At 60.3% G+C, this 16690-nt stretch carries 14 protein-coding genes; 6 read left to right on the top strand and 8 right to left on the bottom strand.

Going from position 1 to position 16690, the window contains the following annotated elements:
• Positions 1 to 47 precede the first annotated feature (47 nt).
• The 4 genes from coaBC (at position 48) to GS614_RS16020 (ending at position 4855) form a co-directional block, all read left to right on the top strand.
• Positions 48 to 1244, top strand: coding sequence for a bifunctional phosphopantothenoylcysteine decarboxylase/phosphopantothenate--cysteine ligase CoaBC (gene coaBC, locus GS614_RS16035; protein ID WP_171171088.1), 1197 nt, complete (start codon positions 48 to 50; stop codon positions 1242 to 1244).
• Positions 1245 to 1259: 15 nt separating this feature from the next.
• Complete coding sequence (gene dut / locus GS614_RS16030; RefSeq protein ID WP_171119662.1) at positions 1260 to 1715, top strand: dUTP diphosphatase; 456 nt, start codon at positions 1260 to 1262, stop codon at positions 1713 to 1715.
• Entirely contained in the window at positions 1715 to 2764 is a 1050-nt protein-coding gene (locus GS614_RS16025; protein ID WP_171726787.1) for a molybdopterin-synthase adenylyltransferase MoeB, read from the top strand. The genes dut and GS614_RS16025 overlap by 1 nt, the downstream gene beginning before the upstream one ends.
• Before the next feature lie 75 nt (positions 2765 to 2839).
• Positions 2840 to 4855 (top strand): M3 family metallopeptidase, encoded by a 2016-nt coding sequence (locus GS614_RS16020; protein ID WP_171726786.1) that lies wholly within the window; start codon positions 2840 to 2842, stop codon positions 4853 to 4855.
• A 2-nt stretch (positions 4856 to 4857) separates the two neighbouring features.
• Here GS614_RS16020 and GS614_RS16015 read toward each other — a convergent pair whose 3' ends face one another.
• From GS614_RS16015 to GS614_RS15990, 6 genes are read right to left on the bottom strand one after another with little or no spacing between them, the layout of a single operon-like run.
• Complete coding sequence (locus GS614_RS16015; protein WP_171726785.1) at positions 4858 to 5790, bottom strand: glyoxylate/hydroxypyruvate reductase A; 933 nt, start codon at positions 5788 to 5790, stop codon at positions 4858 to 4860.
• Between the two features lie 15 nt (positions 5791 to 5805).
• Positions 5806 to 6945 carry a rod shape-determining protein RodA gene (gene rodA / locus GS614_RS16010; RefSeq protein WP_152456886.1) on the bottom strand — a complete coding sequence of 380 codons (1140 nt, stop codon included), beginning with the start codon at positions 6943 to 6945 and terminating at the stop codon, positions 5806 to 5808.
• A complete protein-coding gene (gene mrdA / locus GS614_RS16005; RefSeq protein ID WP_171726784.1) occupies positions 6942 to 8891 on the bottom strand; it encodes a penicillin-binding protein 2 in 1950 nt (649 codons plus the stop codon). Before mrdA ends, rodA begins: the two co-directional genes overlap by 4 nt.
• Entirely contained in the window at positions 8888 to 9424 is a 537-nt protein-coding gene (locus GS614_RS16000) for a rod shape-determining protein MreD (protein WP_171666461.1), read from the bottom strand. The genes mrdA and GS614_RS16000 overlap by 4 nt, the downstream gene beginning before the upstream one ends.
• The gene (gene mreC, locus GS614_RS15995; protein WP_171726783.1) at positions 9417 to 10319 is read right to left on the bottom strand and encodes a rod shape-determining protein MreC; all 903 of its coding nucleotides are present in this window, start codon (positions 10317 to 10319) and stop codon (positions 9417 to 9419) included. Before mreC ends, GS614_RS16000 begins: the two co-directional genes overlap by 8 nt.
• 58 nt (positions 10320 to 10377) lie before the next feature.
• Positions 10378 to 11424, bottom strand: a complete 1047-nt coding sequence (locus GS614_RS15990) for a rod shape-determining protein (RefSeq protein WP_039523195.1) — start codon at positions 11422 to 11424, stop codon at positions 10378 to 10380.
• Between the two features lie 155 nt (positions 11425 to 11579).
• On the opposite strand from GS614_RS15990, the gene GS614_RS15985 reads away from it, so the two are divergent.
• Positions 11580 to 12365: a 23S rRNA (adenine(2030)-N(6))-methyltransferase RlmJ gene (locus GS614_RS15985; protein ID WP_171666459.1), complete on the top strand. Its 786-nt coding sequence runs from the start codon at positions 11580 to 11582 to the stop codon at positions 12363 to 12365.
• Positions 12366 to 12543: 178 nt separating this feature from the next.
• On the opposite strand, the gene GS614_RS15980 is transcribed toward GS614_RS15985, so the two are convergent.
• Complete coding sequence (locus GS614_RS15980) at positions 12544 to 14112, bottom strand: 2-isopropylmalate synthase (protein ID WP_171119655.1); 1569 nt, start codon at positions 14110 to 14112, stop codon at positions 12544 to 12546.
• A 288-nt stretch (positions 14113 to 14400) separates the two neighbouring features.
• Here GS614_RS15980 and GS614_RS15975 point away from each other — a divergent pair, with 288 nt between their 5' ends.
• A complete protein-coding gene (locus GS614_RS15975) occupies positions 14401 to 15066 on the top strand; it encodes an SDR family NAD(P)-dependent oxidoreductase (protein WP_171726782.1) in 666 nt (221 codons plus the stop codon).
• A gap of 4 nt (positions 15067 to 15070) precedes the next feature.
• Here the strand turns inward: GS614_RS15975 and GS614_RS15970 are convergent, their stop codons facing one another.
• Complete coding sequence (locus GS614_RS15970; protein ID WP_171331332.1) at positions 15071 to 16552, bottom strand: 2-isopropylmalate synthase; 1482 nt, start codon at positions 16550 to 16552, stop codon at positions 15071 to 15073.
• Positions 16553 to 16690 lie beyond the last annotated feature (138 nt).

Below are 16690 nucleotides of genomic sequence, written 5' to 3'. Positions count from 1 at the left end.
CGGGCCTTGCCTAATGTCGGGGCCGACCGGGACGGGAAGGGCTGAACATGCTGTCATCCAAACGCATTCTGCTGATTATCGGTGGCGGAATCGCGGCCTACAAATCGCTGGACCTGATCCGCAGATTGCGCGAGCGTGGCGCGGACGTAACCCCTGTATTGACGCGCGCTGCGGAAGAGTTTGTGACACCGCTGTCCGTTTCGGCTCTGGCAGGTGAAAAAGGCTATCGCGATCTGTTTGACCTCACTGATGAGGCCGAGATGGGGCATATTCAACTGTCGCGCTCTGCGGATCTGATCGTTGTGGCCCCCGCAACGGCGGATCTGATGGGCAAGATGGCCGCAGGGCTGGCCAACGATCTGGCCTCGACCCTTCTGATGGCCACGGACACACCCGTTCTGTGTGCGCCCGCGATGAATGTGCGCATGTGGACCCACCCGGCAACACAGCGAAACCTGAAGCAGCTGCAAGCGGATGGCGTGCGCTTTGTGGGCCCGAACGAAGGCGACATGGCCTGTGGCGAATACGGCCCCGGGCGCATGTCCGAGCCGCTGGAAATTGTCACGGCGGTTGAGGCTCGGTTGTCTGCGGGGCCCTTGGCGGGCAGGCGGGTGCTGGTGACGTCCGGCCCGACGCATGAGCCGATAGATCCGGTCCGGTACATAGCCAACCGTTCGTCCGGGGCCCAAGGTGCCGCCGTGGCCCGGGCGCTGGCGGAATTGGGGGCCGAGGTGACCTTTGTGACTGGCCCGGCAGACGTGCCGCCCCCGGCGGGTGTGCGGGTCGTACCTGTCGAAACCGCGCAACAGATGTCTGATGCGGTTGATGCAGCTCTGCCCGTCGATGCCGGAATATTCGCGGCTGCGGTCGCGGACTGGCGGGTCGCCAGCGCATCGGACAAGAAGCTGAAAAAAAGCCGCGATGGCCTGCCGGTACTGGAATTCGCCGAAAACCCGGACATTCTGAAACGTGTTTCCGGGATGGGCGTGAACCGCCCGCCGTTGGTTGTAGGCTTTGCGGCCGAGACCGACAATGTGATCGAACACGCCACGGCCAAGCGTCTGCGCAAAGGCTGCGACTGGATCGTCGCAAACGATGTCAGCCCTGCAACAGGCATTATGGGCGGGTCAGAGAATGCGGTCATCCTGATTTCGGACAACGGGGCCGAGGAATGGCCCCGTATGGGCAAAGGCGAAGTTGCCCGGCGTCTGGCGGCGAAAATCGCGGACGCGTTGGCGGGCTGAAGGAAAGGCAAGGGCATGGTTGCAATCCGGGTGATCCGCGAAGACGGGGCAGACCCCGCCGTGGCGCTTCCCTCTTACGAAACCTCGGGGGCGGCCGGCGCGGACGTGCGTGCCAATCTGCCCGGCGGCGCGCCGATTACGCTGGACCCCGGTCAGCGGGCGCTGGTGCCGACCGGCCTGCGCATTGAAATCCCACAAGGGTATGAGGTGCAGGTTCGGCCCCGCTCGGGCCTTGCGTTGAAGCATGGGATTACACTGCCCAACACGCCGGGCACTATCGACAGCGACTATCGTGGGCCTTTGGGCGTGATCGTGATGAATGCGGGACAGGAACGGTTCGAGATCGCCCACGGAGATCGTATCGCGCAGCTTGTGGTCGCGCCGGTAGTGCAGGCAACGTTTGAACTGGCTCAGGCTCTGGGCGAAACCGATCGCGGGGCTGGCGGTTTCGGCTCGACCGGGCGCGGCTGATGCTGTTGGTTTTCATCCTGGCTGCTGGGCTTTGGGGTGTCGGTTATATCGCCGGCACGTCGAAAAAAGCGCGGGTGGTTTCCGTGAGTATGTTGCTGGCCGGCGTCATACTGTCCCATCTGATCTTGCCGGATGGGCACCCTCTTCGCGAAGCAACGGGTGGGTCTGTGGCGCTTTGGCTGATCCTCGTGGGTTTCGCGGCGCTGGCTTTGCTGTATGGCAGAATACTCAAAGCCTTGCGTAACCGCGCAGTTTCAACTTCGGAAACGGAGCCCGACATGCCCTCGGACCGATTTACCGAGGCCGAGCTGGACCGCTATGCCCGCCATATCGTTTTGCGCGAACTGGGTGGGCCCGGTCAGAAAAAACTCAAAAAAGCCCGCGTACTGGTGATCGGCGCAGGTGGCCTGGGTGCACCTGCGCTGCAATATCTGGCGGCTGCGGGTGTCGGCACGATCGGGATCATCGACGATGACGTTGTCGAGAATGCCAACCTGCAACGACAGGTCATTCACCGGGACGCGGATATTGGAATGCCCAAGGTCTTTTCGGCGCAGCAGGCGATGGATGCGCAAAACCCGAACGTCGTTGTTCTGCCCTATCACCGCCGCTTGAGCGAGGAAATCGCCACCGACCTGTTTGCAGACTTCGATCTGATTCTTGACGGAACCGACAATTTTGAGACCCGGTATCTGGCAAACCGAACCGCTGTCGCGCTGGGCAAACCGCTGATTTCGGGGGCTTTGTCGCAGTGGGAAGGTCAGCTGAGTGTGTTTGACCCGGCCAAGGGCAGCCCCTGCTATCAGTGCATCTTCCCAGAGGCCCCGGCCCCCGGTCTGGCCCCGTCCTGTTCCGAGGCCGGCGTGATCGGCCCGCTGCCGGGCGTCGTCGGATCAATGATGGCGGTCGAGGCGATCAAGGTGATAACGGGCGCCGGCATGGCGCTGCGCGGCGAGATGCTGATCTATGACGCGCTGTACGGCGAAAGCCGAAAGATTGTTCTGACCCGCCGGGACGATTGCCCCGTTTGTGGCATGAGAAACGATTAACCTTTCTTCACATGGGATGGGTGTTCTGGAACACCCGGCCATGGCGACATAGCTATGGGATCAAAGGAGATCCGCATGACCAACCCGATCCTGTCCAACTGGACCACACCGTTTGAAATAGCCCCTTTTTCCGATATCTCGGATGGTGATTTCTCGCCGGCACTGGAGCAGGCGATGAAAGAGCATAACGCCGAGATTGACGCGATAGCGGCAAATCCGGATACCCCCACATTCGCCAACACGATCGAGGCGCTCGAGGCTGCGGGCGGGCAACTGGACAAGGTTCTGTCGGTCTTCTTCACGATTGCGGGCGCGGACAGCAACCCCAAGCGGGAAGAACTGCAACGCGCGTTTTCCCCCAGGCTTTCGGCGCATTTTTCGGGCATTTCTTCCAACAAGTCGCTGTTCAAGCGTGTGGCCGACCTATGGGCACGGCGCGATGATCTTGACCTGACCGAGGAACAGGCGCGTGTGCTGATGCTGACCCACCGGGGCTTTGTGCGTGCCGGTGCAGCTTTGGAAGGGGACGAAGACGCCCGTATGCAAGAGATCAAGTCGCGCCTCGCGTCGCTGGGCACGTCGTTTACCCAGAACTTGCTGGCGGATGAGCGGGACTGGTACATGGATCTGACCGAAGAGGATCTGAACGGCCTGCCGGATTTCGTCGTGGACGCGGCGCGTGCCGCGGGGCAGGAGAAGAAAGCCAAAGGGCCGGTGGTCACCTTGTCACGGTCGCTGATCGTGCCGTTTCTGCAATTCTCGCCCCGCCGGGACCTGCGTGAAAAAGCCTATCGCGCCTGGGCCGCACGCGGTGCCAATGGGGGCGAGACAGACAACCGAGATATCTCGGCCGAGATCCTGGCCTTGCGCGAAGAGCGTGCCAAGCTTCTGGGCTATGACACGTTCGCCGACTACAAGCTGGAAACCGAGATGGCGCGCACGCCGGATCGGGTGCGTGAACTGTTGATGCAGGTTTGGGAACCGGCCAAGTCCCGCGCCGACACCGACGCGGATGTTCTGACGCAGATGATGCAGGAAGACGGCATCAACGGCCCGCTGGAAGCCTGGGATTGGCGGTACTATGCTGAAAAGCGGCGCAAGGCGGAACATGATCTGGATGAGGCCGCGTTGAAACCCTATCTGCAACTGGATCGTATGATCGAGGCTTCGTTTGCCTGCGCCAACCGGCTTTTCGGGCTGGAATTCAAACCGTTGGACGTACCCCTCTATCACCCGGATTGCCGGGCTTGGGACGTTACCCGCGACGGGCAGCATGTTGCCGTATTTATCGGAGACTACTTTGCACGAGGGTCCAAGCGGTCAGGTGCCTGGTGCAGCGCGATGAGGGCGCAGGCCAAATTCCCAAAGAAGCAGACACCGGTTGTCATCAATGTCTGCAACTTTGCCAAGGGGGATCCCGCCCTGCTGTCCTATGATGACGCGCGGACTCTGTTTCATGAATTCGGCCATGCCCTGCACCAGATGCTGTCCAACGTGACATATGAAAGCATCTCGGGCACGTCTGTGGCGCGCGATTTCGTAGAATTGCCCAGCCAGCTTTACGAACACTGGCTGGAAGTGCCCGAGGTTCTTGCCGAGTTTGCGACCCATGCGGAAACGGGCGAGCCGATGTCGCAGGAAATGCTGCAAAAGGTGCTGAAAGCGGCCAATTTCGATCAGGGATTCCAGACGGTGGAATATGTCGCCTCGGCCCTTGTTGATCTGGCCTTCCACGATGGCGAGGCGCCGGCAGATCCGATGGCGAAACAGTCAGAAGTTTTGGCCGGGTTGGGGATGCCGAAGGCCATTGGAATGCGCCACGCTACTCCGCATTTCGCGCATGTCTTTGCAGGCGATGGCTACAGCTCGGGGTACTACAGCTATATGTGGTCCGAAGTGATGGATGCCGACGCCTTTGCCGCCTTTGAAGAGGCGGGAGGTGCCTTTGACCCCGAACGCGCCAAAGCGTTGGAGGACAACATCCTGTCCACTGGCGGTTCGCGCGAGGCAGAAGACCTGTATCTGGCGTTCCGGGGAAGATTGCCGGGGGTTGACGCCCTGTTGAAAGGCCGCGGTCTGATCGCGGCCTGAAATCAGTAGCCCAAAGCGCGATCCACCAGGTGCACGAAGGGCTCTCCGGCTTCGCCACGCCGGATGTTTTCGCAAATGATCTGCGCGGCTGTGACCGGGCGGGTCTCGGACGCGATATGAGGGGTCACCGTCACGTTCGGATGTGCCCAATACGGATGATCGGGGGGCAGGGGCTCGACCCGGAACACATCCAGCGTCGCGTGACCGACCTGACCCGCGTTCAAGGCATCCAGCAGCGCATCGTCATCGATCAGAGGTCCGCGACCCGGGTTGATGATCCGCGCGCCCTTCGGCAGCAGGGCCAGCGTTTCAGCATTCAACGCGTTTTCGGTGGCAGCGGTGTCAGGCAGCAGCAGAACCAGTATCTCGGCCCGGGAAAGCGCGTCACGCAGACCGTCAGGACCATGCAGGCAGGTTACGCCGGGGATGGCCTTGGCGGTGCGGCTCCAGCCTGTGACCGTGAAATTCAGCGAGGCCAGGGCGCGGGCCGCGGCTTCGCCCAATGCGCCAAGGCCCAGAATGCACACTTTGCGCTCTTGCGCCAAAGGCGGGGCATCCGGGGCCCAGACGCCATCCTGGATGGTGATGTGGCGATCCATTCCCAGATGATAGCGCAGCACATGGCCCACCACCCATTCGGTCATACCCTGCGTCAGCCCGTGATCCACCATTCGCGCCAAGGGGATGGTCAGCGTGTCATTGTCCGCGATCTTTTCAACCCCGGCCCAGAGGCTCAGAACCGCCTTCAGGCGTGTAAAGGGCGAAAAATCCAGTAACCCGCCATTCGGAGCGTAGACAACGTAATCGACCTGATCCGGGTCAAATTCCGTACCGAGCCGCGCCTCAACGCCAGTTTCCGCAAGGTATCGAGTGAGCAGCGGTTCATAGACGGGCCACAGGGCAGGGCGCGCGGAAAACAGAACGTTTACGGGCATCGGGAGCCTTTCAGATCAGCGGGGACGATGGATATGAGCGCTTTGGACGATGCCGAACGCGGCCATCAGCACCAGCATGGCCGATCCGCCATAGCTGACCATTGGCAGAGGGACGCCCACAACCGGTGCCATGCCCATCACCATCGACATGTTGACGGCAAAGAACAAGAAGAAGTTCAGCGCGATGCCCAGAGTAACCAGTGACGAGAACCGATCCTTGGTGGCCAGTGCGGTCGCCATGCAGAACACAAGGATCAGGGCATAGAGAATCAAGAGCGTGATGCCACCGACAAACCCGAACTCCTCTGCGAGGGTGGTGAAGATGAAATCGGTGTGTTTCTCGGGCAGGAAGTTCAGCCGGGATTGCGTACCCTGCATGAAACCGCGCCCGTTCCAGCCGCCGGAACCAAGGGCGATCTTGGATTGCGTGATGTGATACCCGGCACCCAAAGGATCGGTAGAAGGGTCAAGAAACGTGTCGATCCGGCGGAACTGATAATCCTTGAGCAACTGCCAGTCGGTCCCGCGACTGTTGAACACGGCGGCGATCAGGCCCACGACGGCGGCAATGACGGCTGCAAAGTAAGCCCAGTGGACACCCGCAAGAAACATCAGCCCGCCACCGGCAGCCAACAGCAGGATCGACGTGCCGAGATCCGGCTGCTTCAGAACCAGCAGCGTGGGCAGGACAATCAGAGCCACGGGAATAAAGACCCAAAGAGGGCGAGACGTCTTGTGCGATGGCAGCCAGTCGTAGTACGCCGCCAGAACCATGACCAGGGCCACCTTCATGACTTCTGAGGGTTGCAGGCGCATGAACCCAAGGTCGATCCAACGCTGCGCGCCCATGCCGATGGTGCCGAACAATTCCACGAATACCAGCAACGCGACCGACCCGAGATAGGCCAGCACGGACATGTTGCGCCAGAACCAGATCGGAACCAAAGCAATGATGAACATCGCGATCAGGCCAAGCCCAAACCGCTCCATCTGCGGTTCTGCCCAGGGTGTCCACGACCCGCCTGCAACCGAATACAGCATCAGGAACCCTGCGCTGGCCGTGCTGATCAGCAACAGGGTCAGCGGCCAGTTCATGTACAGGAATTTCCGAAACCCCGACGGCGTGGATTTCACGGCATATTCAAGATAGCTCATGCGCGGTCCTTTCCATCGGGACGCGCTTTGGGGCGACGGTCGCCCTCGAGCCGTTTTTGCTGTTCCTTGATGCGCTCGCGGTCGGCAACCGGATATGCTTCAAGCGGCGGAGTACCGTTGTAGAGCGCCTGAAGCATGATATCGCGGGCGACCGGTGCCGCCGCCTTGGACCCGCCGCCGCCATGTTCAACGACCACGGCAACCGCGTATTTCGGATTGTCATAGGGCGCGAAGCAGACGAACAAGGCGTGGTCGCGACGTTCCCATGGGAGGTCTTCGTTGCGGATAACGCCGGCGGCACGCTCGGCCTTGGTGATGTTGCGGACCTGGCTGGTGCCGGTTTTGCCGGCCATGCGGAACTCGTCTGCGATGATGCGACTGCGATAGGCCGTCCCCCGCCGATCATTCGAGACCGAGTACATGGCCTTGCGCACCTGTTCCAGATTGTAGGCGTTGATGTCCAGCGGTTCCCCTGCGCCCGAAGGCTGCTCGACACCGTCGATCGATCGTACAAGGCGCGGTGTCACCGATCGGCCGGTGGCTATACGAGCCGTCATGACGGCCAGTTGAAGCGGTGATGCCAGCATGAACCCTTGCCCGATGGACGCGTTGGCCGTGTCGCCCACCAGCCAATCCTGACCGTGTGTCCGCTGCTTCCATTCCTGATTGGGGGCAAGTCCAGCGGCAACCGCCGACATCGGAATATCGTGCTTGACGCCCAGCCCCAATGTACGGGCCATTTCGGATATCTTGTCGATCCCGACCCGCAAAGCCACGTCGTAGTAATAGACGTCGCAGCTGCGTTTAAGCGACAGGTTCAGATCGACCGTACCATGCCCACCGCGCTTCCAGCAGTGGAACCTGCGGCTGCCGACCTTCAGATGTCCGGGGCAATACACTGTGTTTCCAGGGCCTATTACGCCGGCCTCCAGCGCGGCCAATGCGGTGACCATCTTGAACGTCGACCCCGGAGGATAAGTGCCTTGTACGGACTTGTTGGCCAGAGGGCGATACTTGTCCCCCGTCAAAGCCCGATAATCCGCGACCGAGATACCGCGCACAAACAGATTAGGATCGAAACTGGGTGTAGAGCTGACAGCGCGCAGGTCCCCGGTTTCGCAATCCAGAACAATTGCAGCCGCGCTTTCACCTGCCAGCCGCGCTTGCGCATATTGTTGCAGGTCGGCATCGATCGCCAATTGCATGTCCGCACCCGGCTGACCTTCCTGCCGGTCCAGCTCGCGCATTACGCGCCCTGTGGCGTTGACTTCGACACGCTTTGCGCCGGCTTTGCCACGCAAGGCAATTTCCTGCTTGGCTTCCAACCCGACCTTGCCAATCTGAAACCGGGGAATTCGCAAAACCGGCTCGGGGTCTTCGAGCTTGCTGAGATCGTAATCGCTGACCGGGCCGACATAGCCGACGATATGGGCGAAATCCTCATAGCGTGGGTATTGCCGTGTCAGGCCGACTTCGGGCGTCACACCCGGAAGGGCCGGAGCATTGACTGCGACTTTCGAGATGTCTTCCCAAGTGACCTGATCCGCCAGAGTGACCGGCAGGAACGGCGCTGATCGGCGCATTTCGGTCCGGGCGCGTTCGATCTCATCGTCGTTCAGCGGGATGAGTTCCGACAATTTGGCAATCACCTTGTCGACGTCGCCTGCGTCTTCACGCACGATGACGATGCGATAGGATGGTGAGTTCTGACCGATGATCTGCCCGTTGCGATCATAGATACGTCCACGGGTTGGCGGGATCAGTCGAATGTTGATGCGGTTTTCTTCGGCCAGCAGGCGGTATTCGTCGGCCTGATCCACCTGCATGAAACGCATCCGTGCGGCCAGCCCGCCGATAAAAGCCGCCTGCAAACCGCCCAGCAGCAGCGCCCGGCGTGGCAGGCGTTTATAGGCAAGGCCCTGCGACTTGGGTTTGCGTTGTTTCATGCCCCGCCCCCTACCGCTCCGGCATCCGCAGCAGACAGGCGGTGGACGCCAAATACGCTTTGGCTCAACAGCACGATGAACGGGTAGAAGGCGATTGTCAGCACAAGTTGAATCACGACTGGCCACAATGCGGCCTGCTGCACAGACAAGATCGACAAAACGACTCTGTTCGTCAAAAAGACCATGGAAATCACCACACCGACAGACATCCATTCTCCGACAAATCCGGTGTCCTTCATACCCGGAGCGGCAGAGCGCAGATAGGCTGTGCCAAACACCACCAGCGCAGCCAGAAGGCCGGGCGGACGTTGCAGCAACAGATCCGCCATCAGCATGACAAACGCGACCAACAGAGTGGGCACATAATCGGGGCGCCGCAATACCCAGGCAAAGGTCAGCGCAACCAATACATCAGGAAAAGGCCAGCGATCCGGTTGCGCATCGAGCGGCAGCAAGTGCATGAACAGCACGACAAAGGCCAGCGCAACGTAAAGGCCGCGCATGGCCCAGTTGTATGAGGCGGGCCTATCCATCGCTTACCTCATCCGGTACAAGCGCAGTTTCGGGCCGAGTTGGCCCGACGATCCCACCCGGATCCTGAATTGGCGGGGGCGAATGGAAGCGCAGAACGCGAAAAAACTCGAGCCGTTCAAAATCCGCTGAAAGGCGAACGCGCAGACGGCCGCCCGGATCCGCGGCGATCTGGCCGATCAAAAGGCCTGCCGGAAAAACGCCACCGTCGCCGGATGTGATCACCCGATCACCGGGGCGGACCAGCTCTCGGTTTTCCAGGAATTCGACCACTGGGGCCGGAGTATTGTCTCCTTTGATCAACGCGGTCTGGCCAGAAGGCTGAATCGTTGCCGGAATGGCACTGGTGGCGTCCGTCACCAGGATCACCCGAGCCGTATCTGGTCCGACGCCGGAAATTCGGCCAACCAGCCCGATACCATCCATCGTGGCCCAGCCATCAACGATCCCGTCGCGTTCCCCCACATTCAACAGGACGGACTGCCGAAAGGGTGATCCGCTGTCGGCCATCACAACACCCGTGATGTATGTCAGGCGCGGGTCGAGGCGGACATTGTTCAGATCCAGCAGCCGCGCATTTTCCTGCTCCAATTGCAGTGCGGCCTCTTTCCAGGCACGCATCAGGCGCAGTTCGCTGCGCAGCTCGCGGTTCTGTTCGCTCAGACGCTGGTAGCTTTGGAAATCGCGCACAAGGTTCACAGCGGCGGTCACGGGCACCATGGCCCAATCCATCGACGGTACGACCGCGTCCACCACCTGCGCGCGGAACCGCTCGACGCGGGGGCTGTCGATCCGCCAGACCAGAAAGATGCCCAGCAAGCACAGAATGACGATCCCCAGCAACAAGCGGCGCAGAGGGGTCGTGTAGTCATCGCGCTGTGATCGGTCTTTTGCCACAGGTTACCTTCCCGTGCTGCTCGTGCCGAATTCAGACTGCCCCCGAAAGGTGCGCGCCTCAGCTTTCGTAGTCAATCGCGTGGCGCAGCTGTTTTTCGTATTCTAGCGCCTTGCCGGTGCCCAAAGCCACACAATTCAGGCTTTCGTCCGCGATGGACACGGCCAGGCCAGTCTGTTCGCGCAGGGCCAGATCCAGATCACCCAGAAGCGCGCCACCGCCGGTCAACATAACCCCGCGATCCACGATATCGGCGGCCAGATCGGGTGGAGTGGTTTCCAGCGCAGTCATCACCGCTTCGCAGATCTGCTGGACGGGTTCCGACAGTGCCTCGGCGACCTGGGCCTGGCTGATCTCGATTTCCTTGGGTACGCCGTTCAACAGGTCACGACCCCGGATATGCATTGACTGGCCGCGGCCATCATCAGGCATCCGCGCCGTGCCGATGGTGGTCTTGATCCGCTCGGCGGTGGATTCACCGACCAGCAGGTTCTGCTGGCGACGCAGGTACGAGATGATGGCTTCATCCATGCGGTCGCCACCCACGCGGACCGAGCGGGCATAGACGATGTCGCCCAGCGACAGAACCGCCACTTCGGTTGTACCACCACCGATGTCGACGACCATGTTGCCGGTCGGGTCGGTGATCGGCATGCCCGCGCCGATGGCGGCGGCGATCGGTTCGGCGATCAGGCCGGCGCGGCGGGCACCAGCGGACAGAACCGACTGACGGATCGCCCGCTTTTCAACGGGTGTCGCGCCATGGGGGACGCAGACGATGATCTTGGGCTTCGAGAAAGTCGAACGCTTGTGAACCTTGCGGATGAAGTGCTTGATCATTTCTTCGGCTGTATCGAAGTCAGCAATCACGCCTTCGCGCATGGGGCGGATGGCTTCGATAGAACCGGGCGTCCGGCCCAGCATCAGCTTGGCATCTTCGCCGACAGCCAGAACTTTCTTCACGCCGTCCTTGACGTGATAGGCTACGACCGAAGGCTCAGACAGGATGACACCGCGCCCCTTGACGTAAACCAGCGTGTTCGCCGTTCCAAGGTCGATGGCCATGTCCGCTGTGAACAGGCCGCCCAGATTGCCAAAGATCCCCATGTTTCCCCTGATCCTGTATGTCGGTTTTTCTACTGCCCGCGACTCGACGGTTCCGGGACGGATGACTTATAGGGTGCCATCACGCCCGGTAAAAGGGCTGATTCCGCGACAATCAGCACCTTTCCGCCTTATTGAATGGGACTTTAGAAGGCAAAATGCTCTCTTATCAACACATTTACCACGCCGGGAATCTGGCTGATGTCCAAAAGCACGCATTGCTGGCCTGGGTGCTGAATTATTTGACGCAGAAGGACAAGCCGCTCAGCTATGTCGAAACGCATTCCGGACGGGGGCTGTACCAGTTGGACGCGGACGAATCCATGCGGACGGGCGAGGCGGCGGCGGGAATCGAGCGCGCGAAACGAGAAGGGTGGTTCGGCCCCGGACATCCGATGGCGCGGGTTCTGAAAAACATTCAGGCCCGGCACGGCGACGCGGCCTATCCGGGATCGCCGATGATTGCAGCACATCTGTTGAGGGATCAGGACAGCCAGCATTTTGCCGAGCTGCACCCCCAGGAACATGCCGCGCTGTCTTTGGCAATGTCACCGTTCGGGGCGAAGGTGTATCGGCAGGACGGGTTTGAACTGGTGCAATCCCTGCTGCCTCCGACGCCGCGAAGGGGGCTTTTGCTGATTGACCCAAGCTATGAGGTGAAGACCGATTACGATCGACTGCCCGGAGCGATTGCCAAACTGCACCGGAAATGGAATGTCGGGGTGATCGCGCTGTGGTACCCGGTTCTGTCGGACAAACGCCACGCCCGGATGATCGCGACGCTTGAAGCGCAAAACTTCCCCAAGGCTATTTGTCATGAGGTGACATTTCCACCGGTGCGCGAAGGGCATCGGATGGTGGGATCAGGGATGTTCATTCTGAACGCACCATTCGGCATCGAGGAAGAGACGACACGCCTGTCGCAGCTATTTGCAAGCCTCTGAGGTCAGCCACCAGAAATGCAACCGATACTCCCGCCCTGTTTGCCTGCATCAGAGATGTCGTCAAACATGTTGGGCCCGGCAGCGCGCTGCATGTCCGCTGCCGGGCCCAAAGCTGCAAGGGCGCTCGGCGCAGCCGGGCAACCGCAGGTGCGGGAGCCCCTCACCGCGCCACTTTGGATCAGGTCAGGTCTTTGTAGCTGATTTCGCGGGCATCCGCGCCCGGGCCGGTCTTTTCCCGGCGCACGATCAGGCGGTTCAGCGCGTGGATATAGGCTTTGGCCGAAGCCACGACGGTATCCGTGTTCGCCGACTGACCCGTGGCGATCATGCCATCTTCTTCCAGCCTGACCGAAACCGTGGCCTGCGCATCGGTGCCTTCGGTCACCGCATGAACCTGATACAGCTGCAAACGGGCCGTGTTGGGGTGAATCGCACGGATTGCCTTGAAGGTCGCGTCTACCGGCCCGTCGCCATGTTCAGTTGCGATGACGTCCTTGCCGTCGACTTCCAGCTCAACCGTCGATTCCGCCTGCCCGCCGGTGCCGCAGGTGACTTTCATCGACACCAATTGCAGATAGTCGTCCGCCTCGTCCAACGTCATCAGCGCAATGAGATCGTCGTCGAACACTTCTTTCTTGCGATCCGCCAGATCCTTGAACCGCACGAAGATGTCTTTGAGTTGATTGTCGCCAACTTCAAAGCCCAGCGTTTCCAGTTTGTCGCGCAGAGCCGCGCGGCCCGAGTGCTTGCCCAGAGGCAGGGATGTGCCCGACAGGCCGATATCCTCGGGGCGCATGATCTCGAAATTGTCGCGGTTCTTGAGCATGCCGTCCTGATGGATGCCGCTTTCGTGGGCAAACGCGTTCTTGCCGACGATGGCCTTGTTGAACTGAACGTTGAAGCCCGACACCGTAGCGACCCGGCGCGAGATATGCATGATCTTGGTCGTGTCGATCCCGGTGTGGAAGGGCATGATGTCATTGCGCGTGCGCATAGCCATTACGACCTCTTCCAGGGCGGTGTTGCCGGCGCGTTCGCCCAGGCCGTTGATGGTGCATTCGATCTGGCGTGCGCCACCGATGACCGCCGCCAGCGAATTCGCTGTCGCCATGCCGAGGTCGTTGTGACAATGGGTGGCGAAGATCACCTCATCTGCGCCCGGAACCGTTTCGATCAGGCGTTTGATCAGGTCAGCGGATTCCAGAGGCGCAGTATATCCCACGGTGTCGGGGATGTTGATGGTGGTTGCCCCGGCCTTGATCGCGATTTCGATGACGCGGCACAGGTAATCCCACTCGGTCCGGGTCGCGTCCATCGGCGACCACTGCACGTTTTCGCACAGGTTGCGCGCGTGGCTGACCGTTTCGTGAATTTTGTCAGCCATCTCGTCCTGTGTAAGGTTCGGAATGGCGCGGTGCAGCGGAGAGGTGCCGATGAATGTGTGAATGCGGTTCTGTTCCGCGTGTTTGACCGCCTCCCAGCAGCGGTCGATATCGGCGAAATTGGCGCGGGCCAGACCGCAGATGCGGCTGTTTTTCGATCGTTGTGCGATCTCGGACACCGCTTTGAAGTCACCTTCGGATGCGATCGGAAAACCCGCTTCGATGATGTCGACGCCCATGTCATCCAACAGTTCGGCAATCTCGAGCTTTTCGTCATGGGTCATCGTCGCGCCGGGGCTCTGCTCGCCGTCGCGCAAAGTGGTATCAAAGATCAAGACACGGTCTTGGTCGGTCACGTTGGTCATGGGAATCTCTTTCTTGTCTGTCCTAAAGCCTGTTGGCGCGCTGGCGTCCTCCTCTGAGCGGGCGCGCCGGATGGCACGCTCAGAGGCGGATTAGGATCAGTAGGCCACGCAGAACCGCGCCGTGAGGGGCGGCTTTGGCAAAAGGGATATCTGCGCAGTTGATCATGGGTTTGAGGTTATACAGACGCCGCCGGGAATGAAAAGAACCAATTTTCGACAAGTTGCGGTGTACGGGGTTGGAAATTCCCGTCCCTTGATTGATCCGTCCATGCCGCTAGCTGGTCGCAGATGGATACTGCTTTGATCATTGGTGCGTCCGGCGGGATTGGTGCGGCCGTACGCGAGCAATTGGAGGCACAGGGCGTTGCGGTGACGTGCCTCTCGCGCTCTGTCGAGGGGTTCGATCTGATGGAGCCAGATCGAGCAAGCCGGATGCTTGATCGCCTATCGGGCCCGTTCGATCTTGTTCTCGTCGCTTCCGGGGCGCTGGAAATTTCAGGCAATGCGCCCGAAAAGACCATTCGATCTGTTTCGGCAAGGGCAATGATGGACCAGTTTGCTCTGAATGCCGTTGGTCCGGCGTTGGTGCTAAGTCGGGCCCATCAGTTGTTGCCGCGACATCGGCGTTCCGTATTTGCTGTATTGTCCGCGCGGGTCGGGTCCATTGGCGACAATCGGATGGGCGGCTGGATCAGCTACCGCGCGGCCAAGACCGCGGTCAATCAAATCGTCCATACTTCGGCAATTGAATTGGCCCGGACCCATAAACAGGCGATATGTGTTGCGCTGCATCCCGGCACGGTCAAGACAGAGTTTACTCGGAAATATCTGGGACGGCATCCTGCCGTTGAACCCGGTGAAGCCGCGCGCAACCTGATGTCCGTGATCGGCGGGTTGCGCCCGGCGGATACCGGTGGGTTCTTTGACTGGGCCGGAAAACCAGTTCCCTGGTGAGCGATCATTCGCCAGACGGATCTGGCTGTGCCGTCTCTGAGTCCGGGTCTGTCTGCTGTGCCGGAGCGTCTACGCCGCCCTGCTGGTCCTGGGTTTGATTTGGCAAAACACCGTTTTCCCAGATACCGGTTTCTTCTTGCCCGTTGGCATAGCGCATGGTTCCGCTGCCCTGCCTTTTGTTGTCGACAAAGTTGCCCTCATAGACGTCGCCGTTCGAATAGGTCGCTATGCCTTCGCCGTTGATTTTGCCTTCGGACCAGTCGCCGACATACTTGAACCCGGCAGGGGTCACGATTTCTCCTTTGCCGTGGCGCTTACCGTTCACGAAATCCCCGGTGTATACCGTGCCGTCAGAGTAGGTCGCCTTGCCTTTTCCCTGACGAACCCCGTTGACCCAGTCTCCGTCATAGATCGAACCGTCCGCGCGGGTCATCACACCCTTGCCGTGGCTTTGCGCGTTTTTGAACTGGCCCTTGTAGATCATGCCGGTGGCATAGGTCGCCGTACCCTGGCCTTCGATGACGCCGGCGATCCACTCACCCTCGTAAGTGGAGCCGTCGGGATAGGTGATGCGGCCGTTTCCTTCCGCCAGATCGGCCACGAAATCGCCCACGTAAACCGAACCGTCGGGATAGGTCAGCTCACCCAGGCCTTCTATCTGACCCTGGTTCCAGTCGCCGGTGTACACAAAACCATCGGTTCCGGTGAACGTGCCTGTGCCATGGCGGCGATCATCGACAAAGTCGCCCTCATAGACGTCCCCTGACGCGTGAGTTACTTTGCCTTTGCCCTGACGGCGCCCCTGCACAAGCTCGCCTTCGTACACATCACCATTGGCATAGGTCAGGCGACCTGTCCCGGTGATCTGGTCCTGCGTCCATTCGCCTTCGTACACCATTCCGTCAGGCATCGTCTGGGTGCCCGTGCCATCGCGCAAGCCGGCGTTGACATCGCCTTCGTAAACGCTGCCATCGGCATAGGTGATTGTGGCCTTGCCTTGCCGCTGACCGTCCACCCAGTCGCCATCGTAGACGTATCCGTCGGGAAAGGTCAGTTTGCCCTTGCCGTGCCGTTGTGCGTTCCTGAACTCACCTTCATAGCGCGAGCCATTGGCAAATTCAGCGATGCCCGTGCCATTGATGGATCCGTTGGACCATTCACCGTCATAGCTGCTGCCATTGGCGTAAACGATCTTGCCGCGTCCTTCCGGCTGACCTTTGACGAACGCGCCTTCATAAACCGATCCATCCGGGTACTTGGTGACGCCCTGGCCTTGAATTTCGCCTTCCACCCACTGGCCGGTGTATTCGAACCCGTTGGGCAGCCGATACGTACCCGTCCCGTGGCGCAGGCCATTCTCATAAGTGCCCTCGTAGACGCCGCCCACTTCGTCATCCTTGACGATAATCGTGCCGTCCTGCGCAAAAGCGGTCGCAGCTGCAAGGCTCATGGCAACAGCCCCAATTGAGTTTCGGATCACATTCATTTTGGTCCTGCCTGCCGGATCATCGTTGGTTGCATCCCTGGGCGCAAAACTAGGATACCGTCGAGGGCAGGGCAACGGGTTTTGCGGCATTGGCCTTTTACTCGCGCGATGATCTGCTAAATGGCAATAGGACTGACG

The sequence above is a fragment of the Ruegeria sp. HKCCD6604 genome, from assembly GCF_013110635.1.
In the GTDB taxonomy this organism is placed as follows: Bacteria; Pseudomonadota; Alphaproteobacteria; order Rhodobacterales; family Rhodobacteraceae; genus Ruegeria.
The sequence above is the reverse complement of the archived record's forward strand: the minus strand, read 5'-3'. Positions and strand labels throughout refer to the sequence as shown.

Coding starts and splice junctions, on each gene's coding strand:
- GS614_RS15970 (WP_171331332.1), bottom strand. CDS start 16,552: ATGAATGTGATCCGAAACTCAATTGGGGCTGTTGCCATGAGCCTTGCA.
- GS614_RS16015 (WP_171726785.1), bottom strand. CDS start 5,790: ATGCCCGTAAACGTTCTGTTTTCCGCGCGCCCTGCCCTGTGGCCCGTC.
- rodA (WP_152456886.1), bottom strand. CDS start 6,945: ATGAGCTATCTTGAATATGCCGTGAAATCCACGCCGTCGGGGTTTCGG.
- mrdA (WP_171726784.1), bottom strand. CDS start 8,891: ATGAAACAACGCAAACCCAAGTCGCAGGGCCTTGCCTATAAACGCCTG.
- GS614_RS16020 (WP_171726786.1), top strand. CDS start 2,840: ATGACCAACCCGATCCTGTCCAACTGGACCACACCGTTTGAAATAGCC.
- coaBC (WP_171171088.1), top strand. CDS start 48: ATGCTGTCATCCAAACGCATTCTGCTGATTATCGGTGGCGGAATCGCG.
- GS614_RS16025 (WP_171726787.1), top strand. CDS start 1,715: ATGCTGTTGGTTTTCATCCTGGCTGCTGGGCTTTGGGGTGTCGGTTAT.
- GS614_RS15975 (WP_171726782.1), top strand. CDS start 14,401: ATGGATACTGCTTTGATCATTGGTGCGTCCGGCGGGATTGGTGCGGCC.
- GS614_RS16000 (WP_171666461.1), bottom strand. CDS start 9,424: ATGGATAGGCCCGCCTCATACAACTGGGCCATGCGCGGCCTTTACGTT.
- GS614_RS15985 (WP_171666459.1), top strand. CDS start 11,580: ATGCTCTCTTATCAACACATTTACCACGCCGGGAATCTGGCTGATGTC.
- GS614_RS15980 (WP_171119655.1), bottom strand. CDS start 14,112: ATGACCAACGTGACCGACCAAGACCGTGTCTTGATCTTTGATACCACT.
- GS614_RS15990 (WP_039523195.1), bottom strand. CDS start 11,424: ATGGGGATCTTTGGCAATCTGGGCGGCCTGTTCACAGCGGACATGGCC.
- dut (WP_171119662.1), top strand. CDS start 1,260: ATGGTTGCAATCCGGGTGATCCGCGAAGACGGGGCAGACCCCGCCGTG.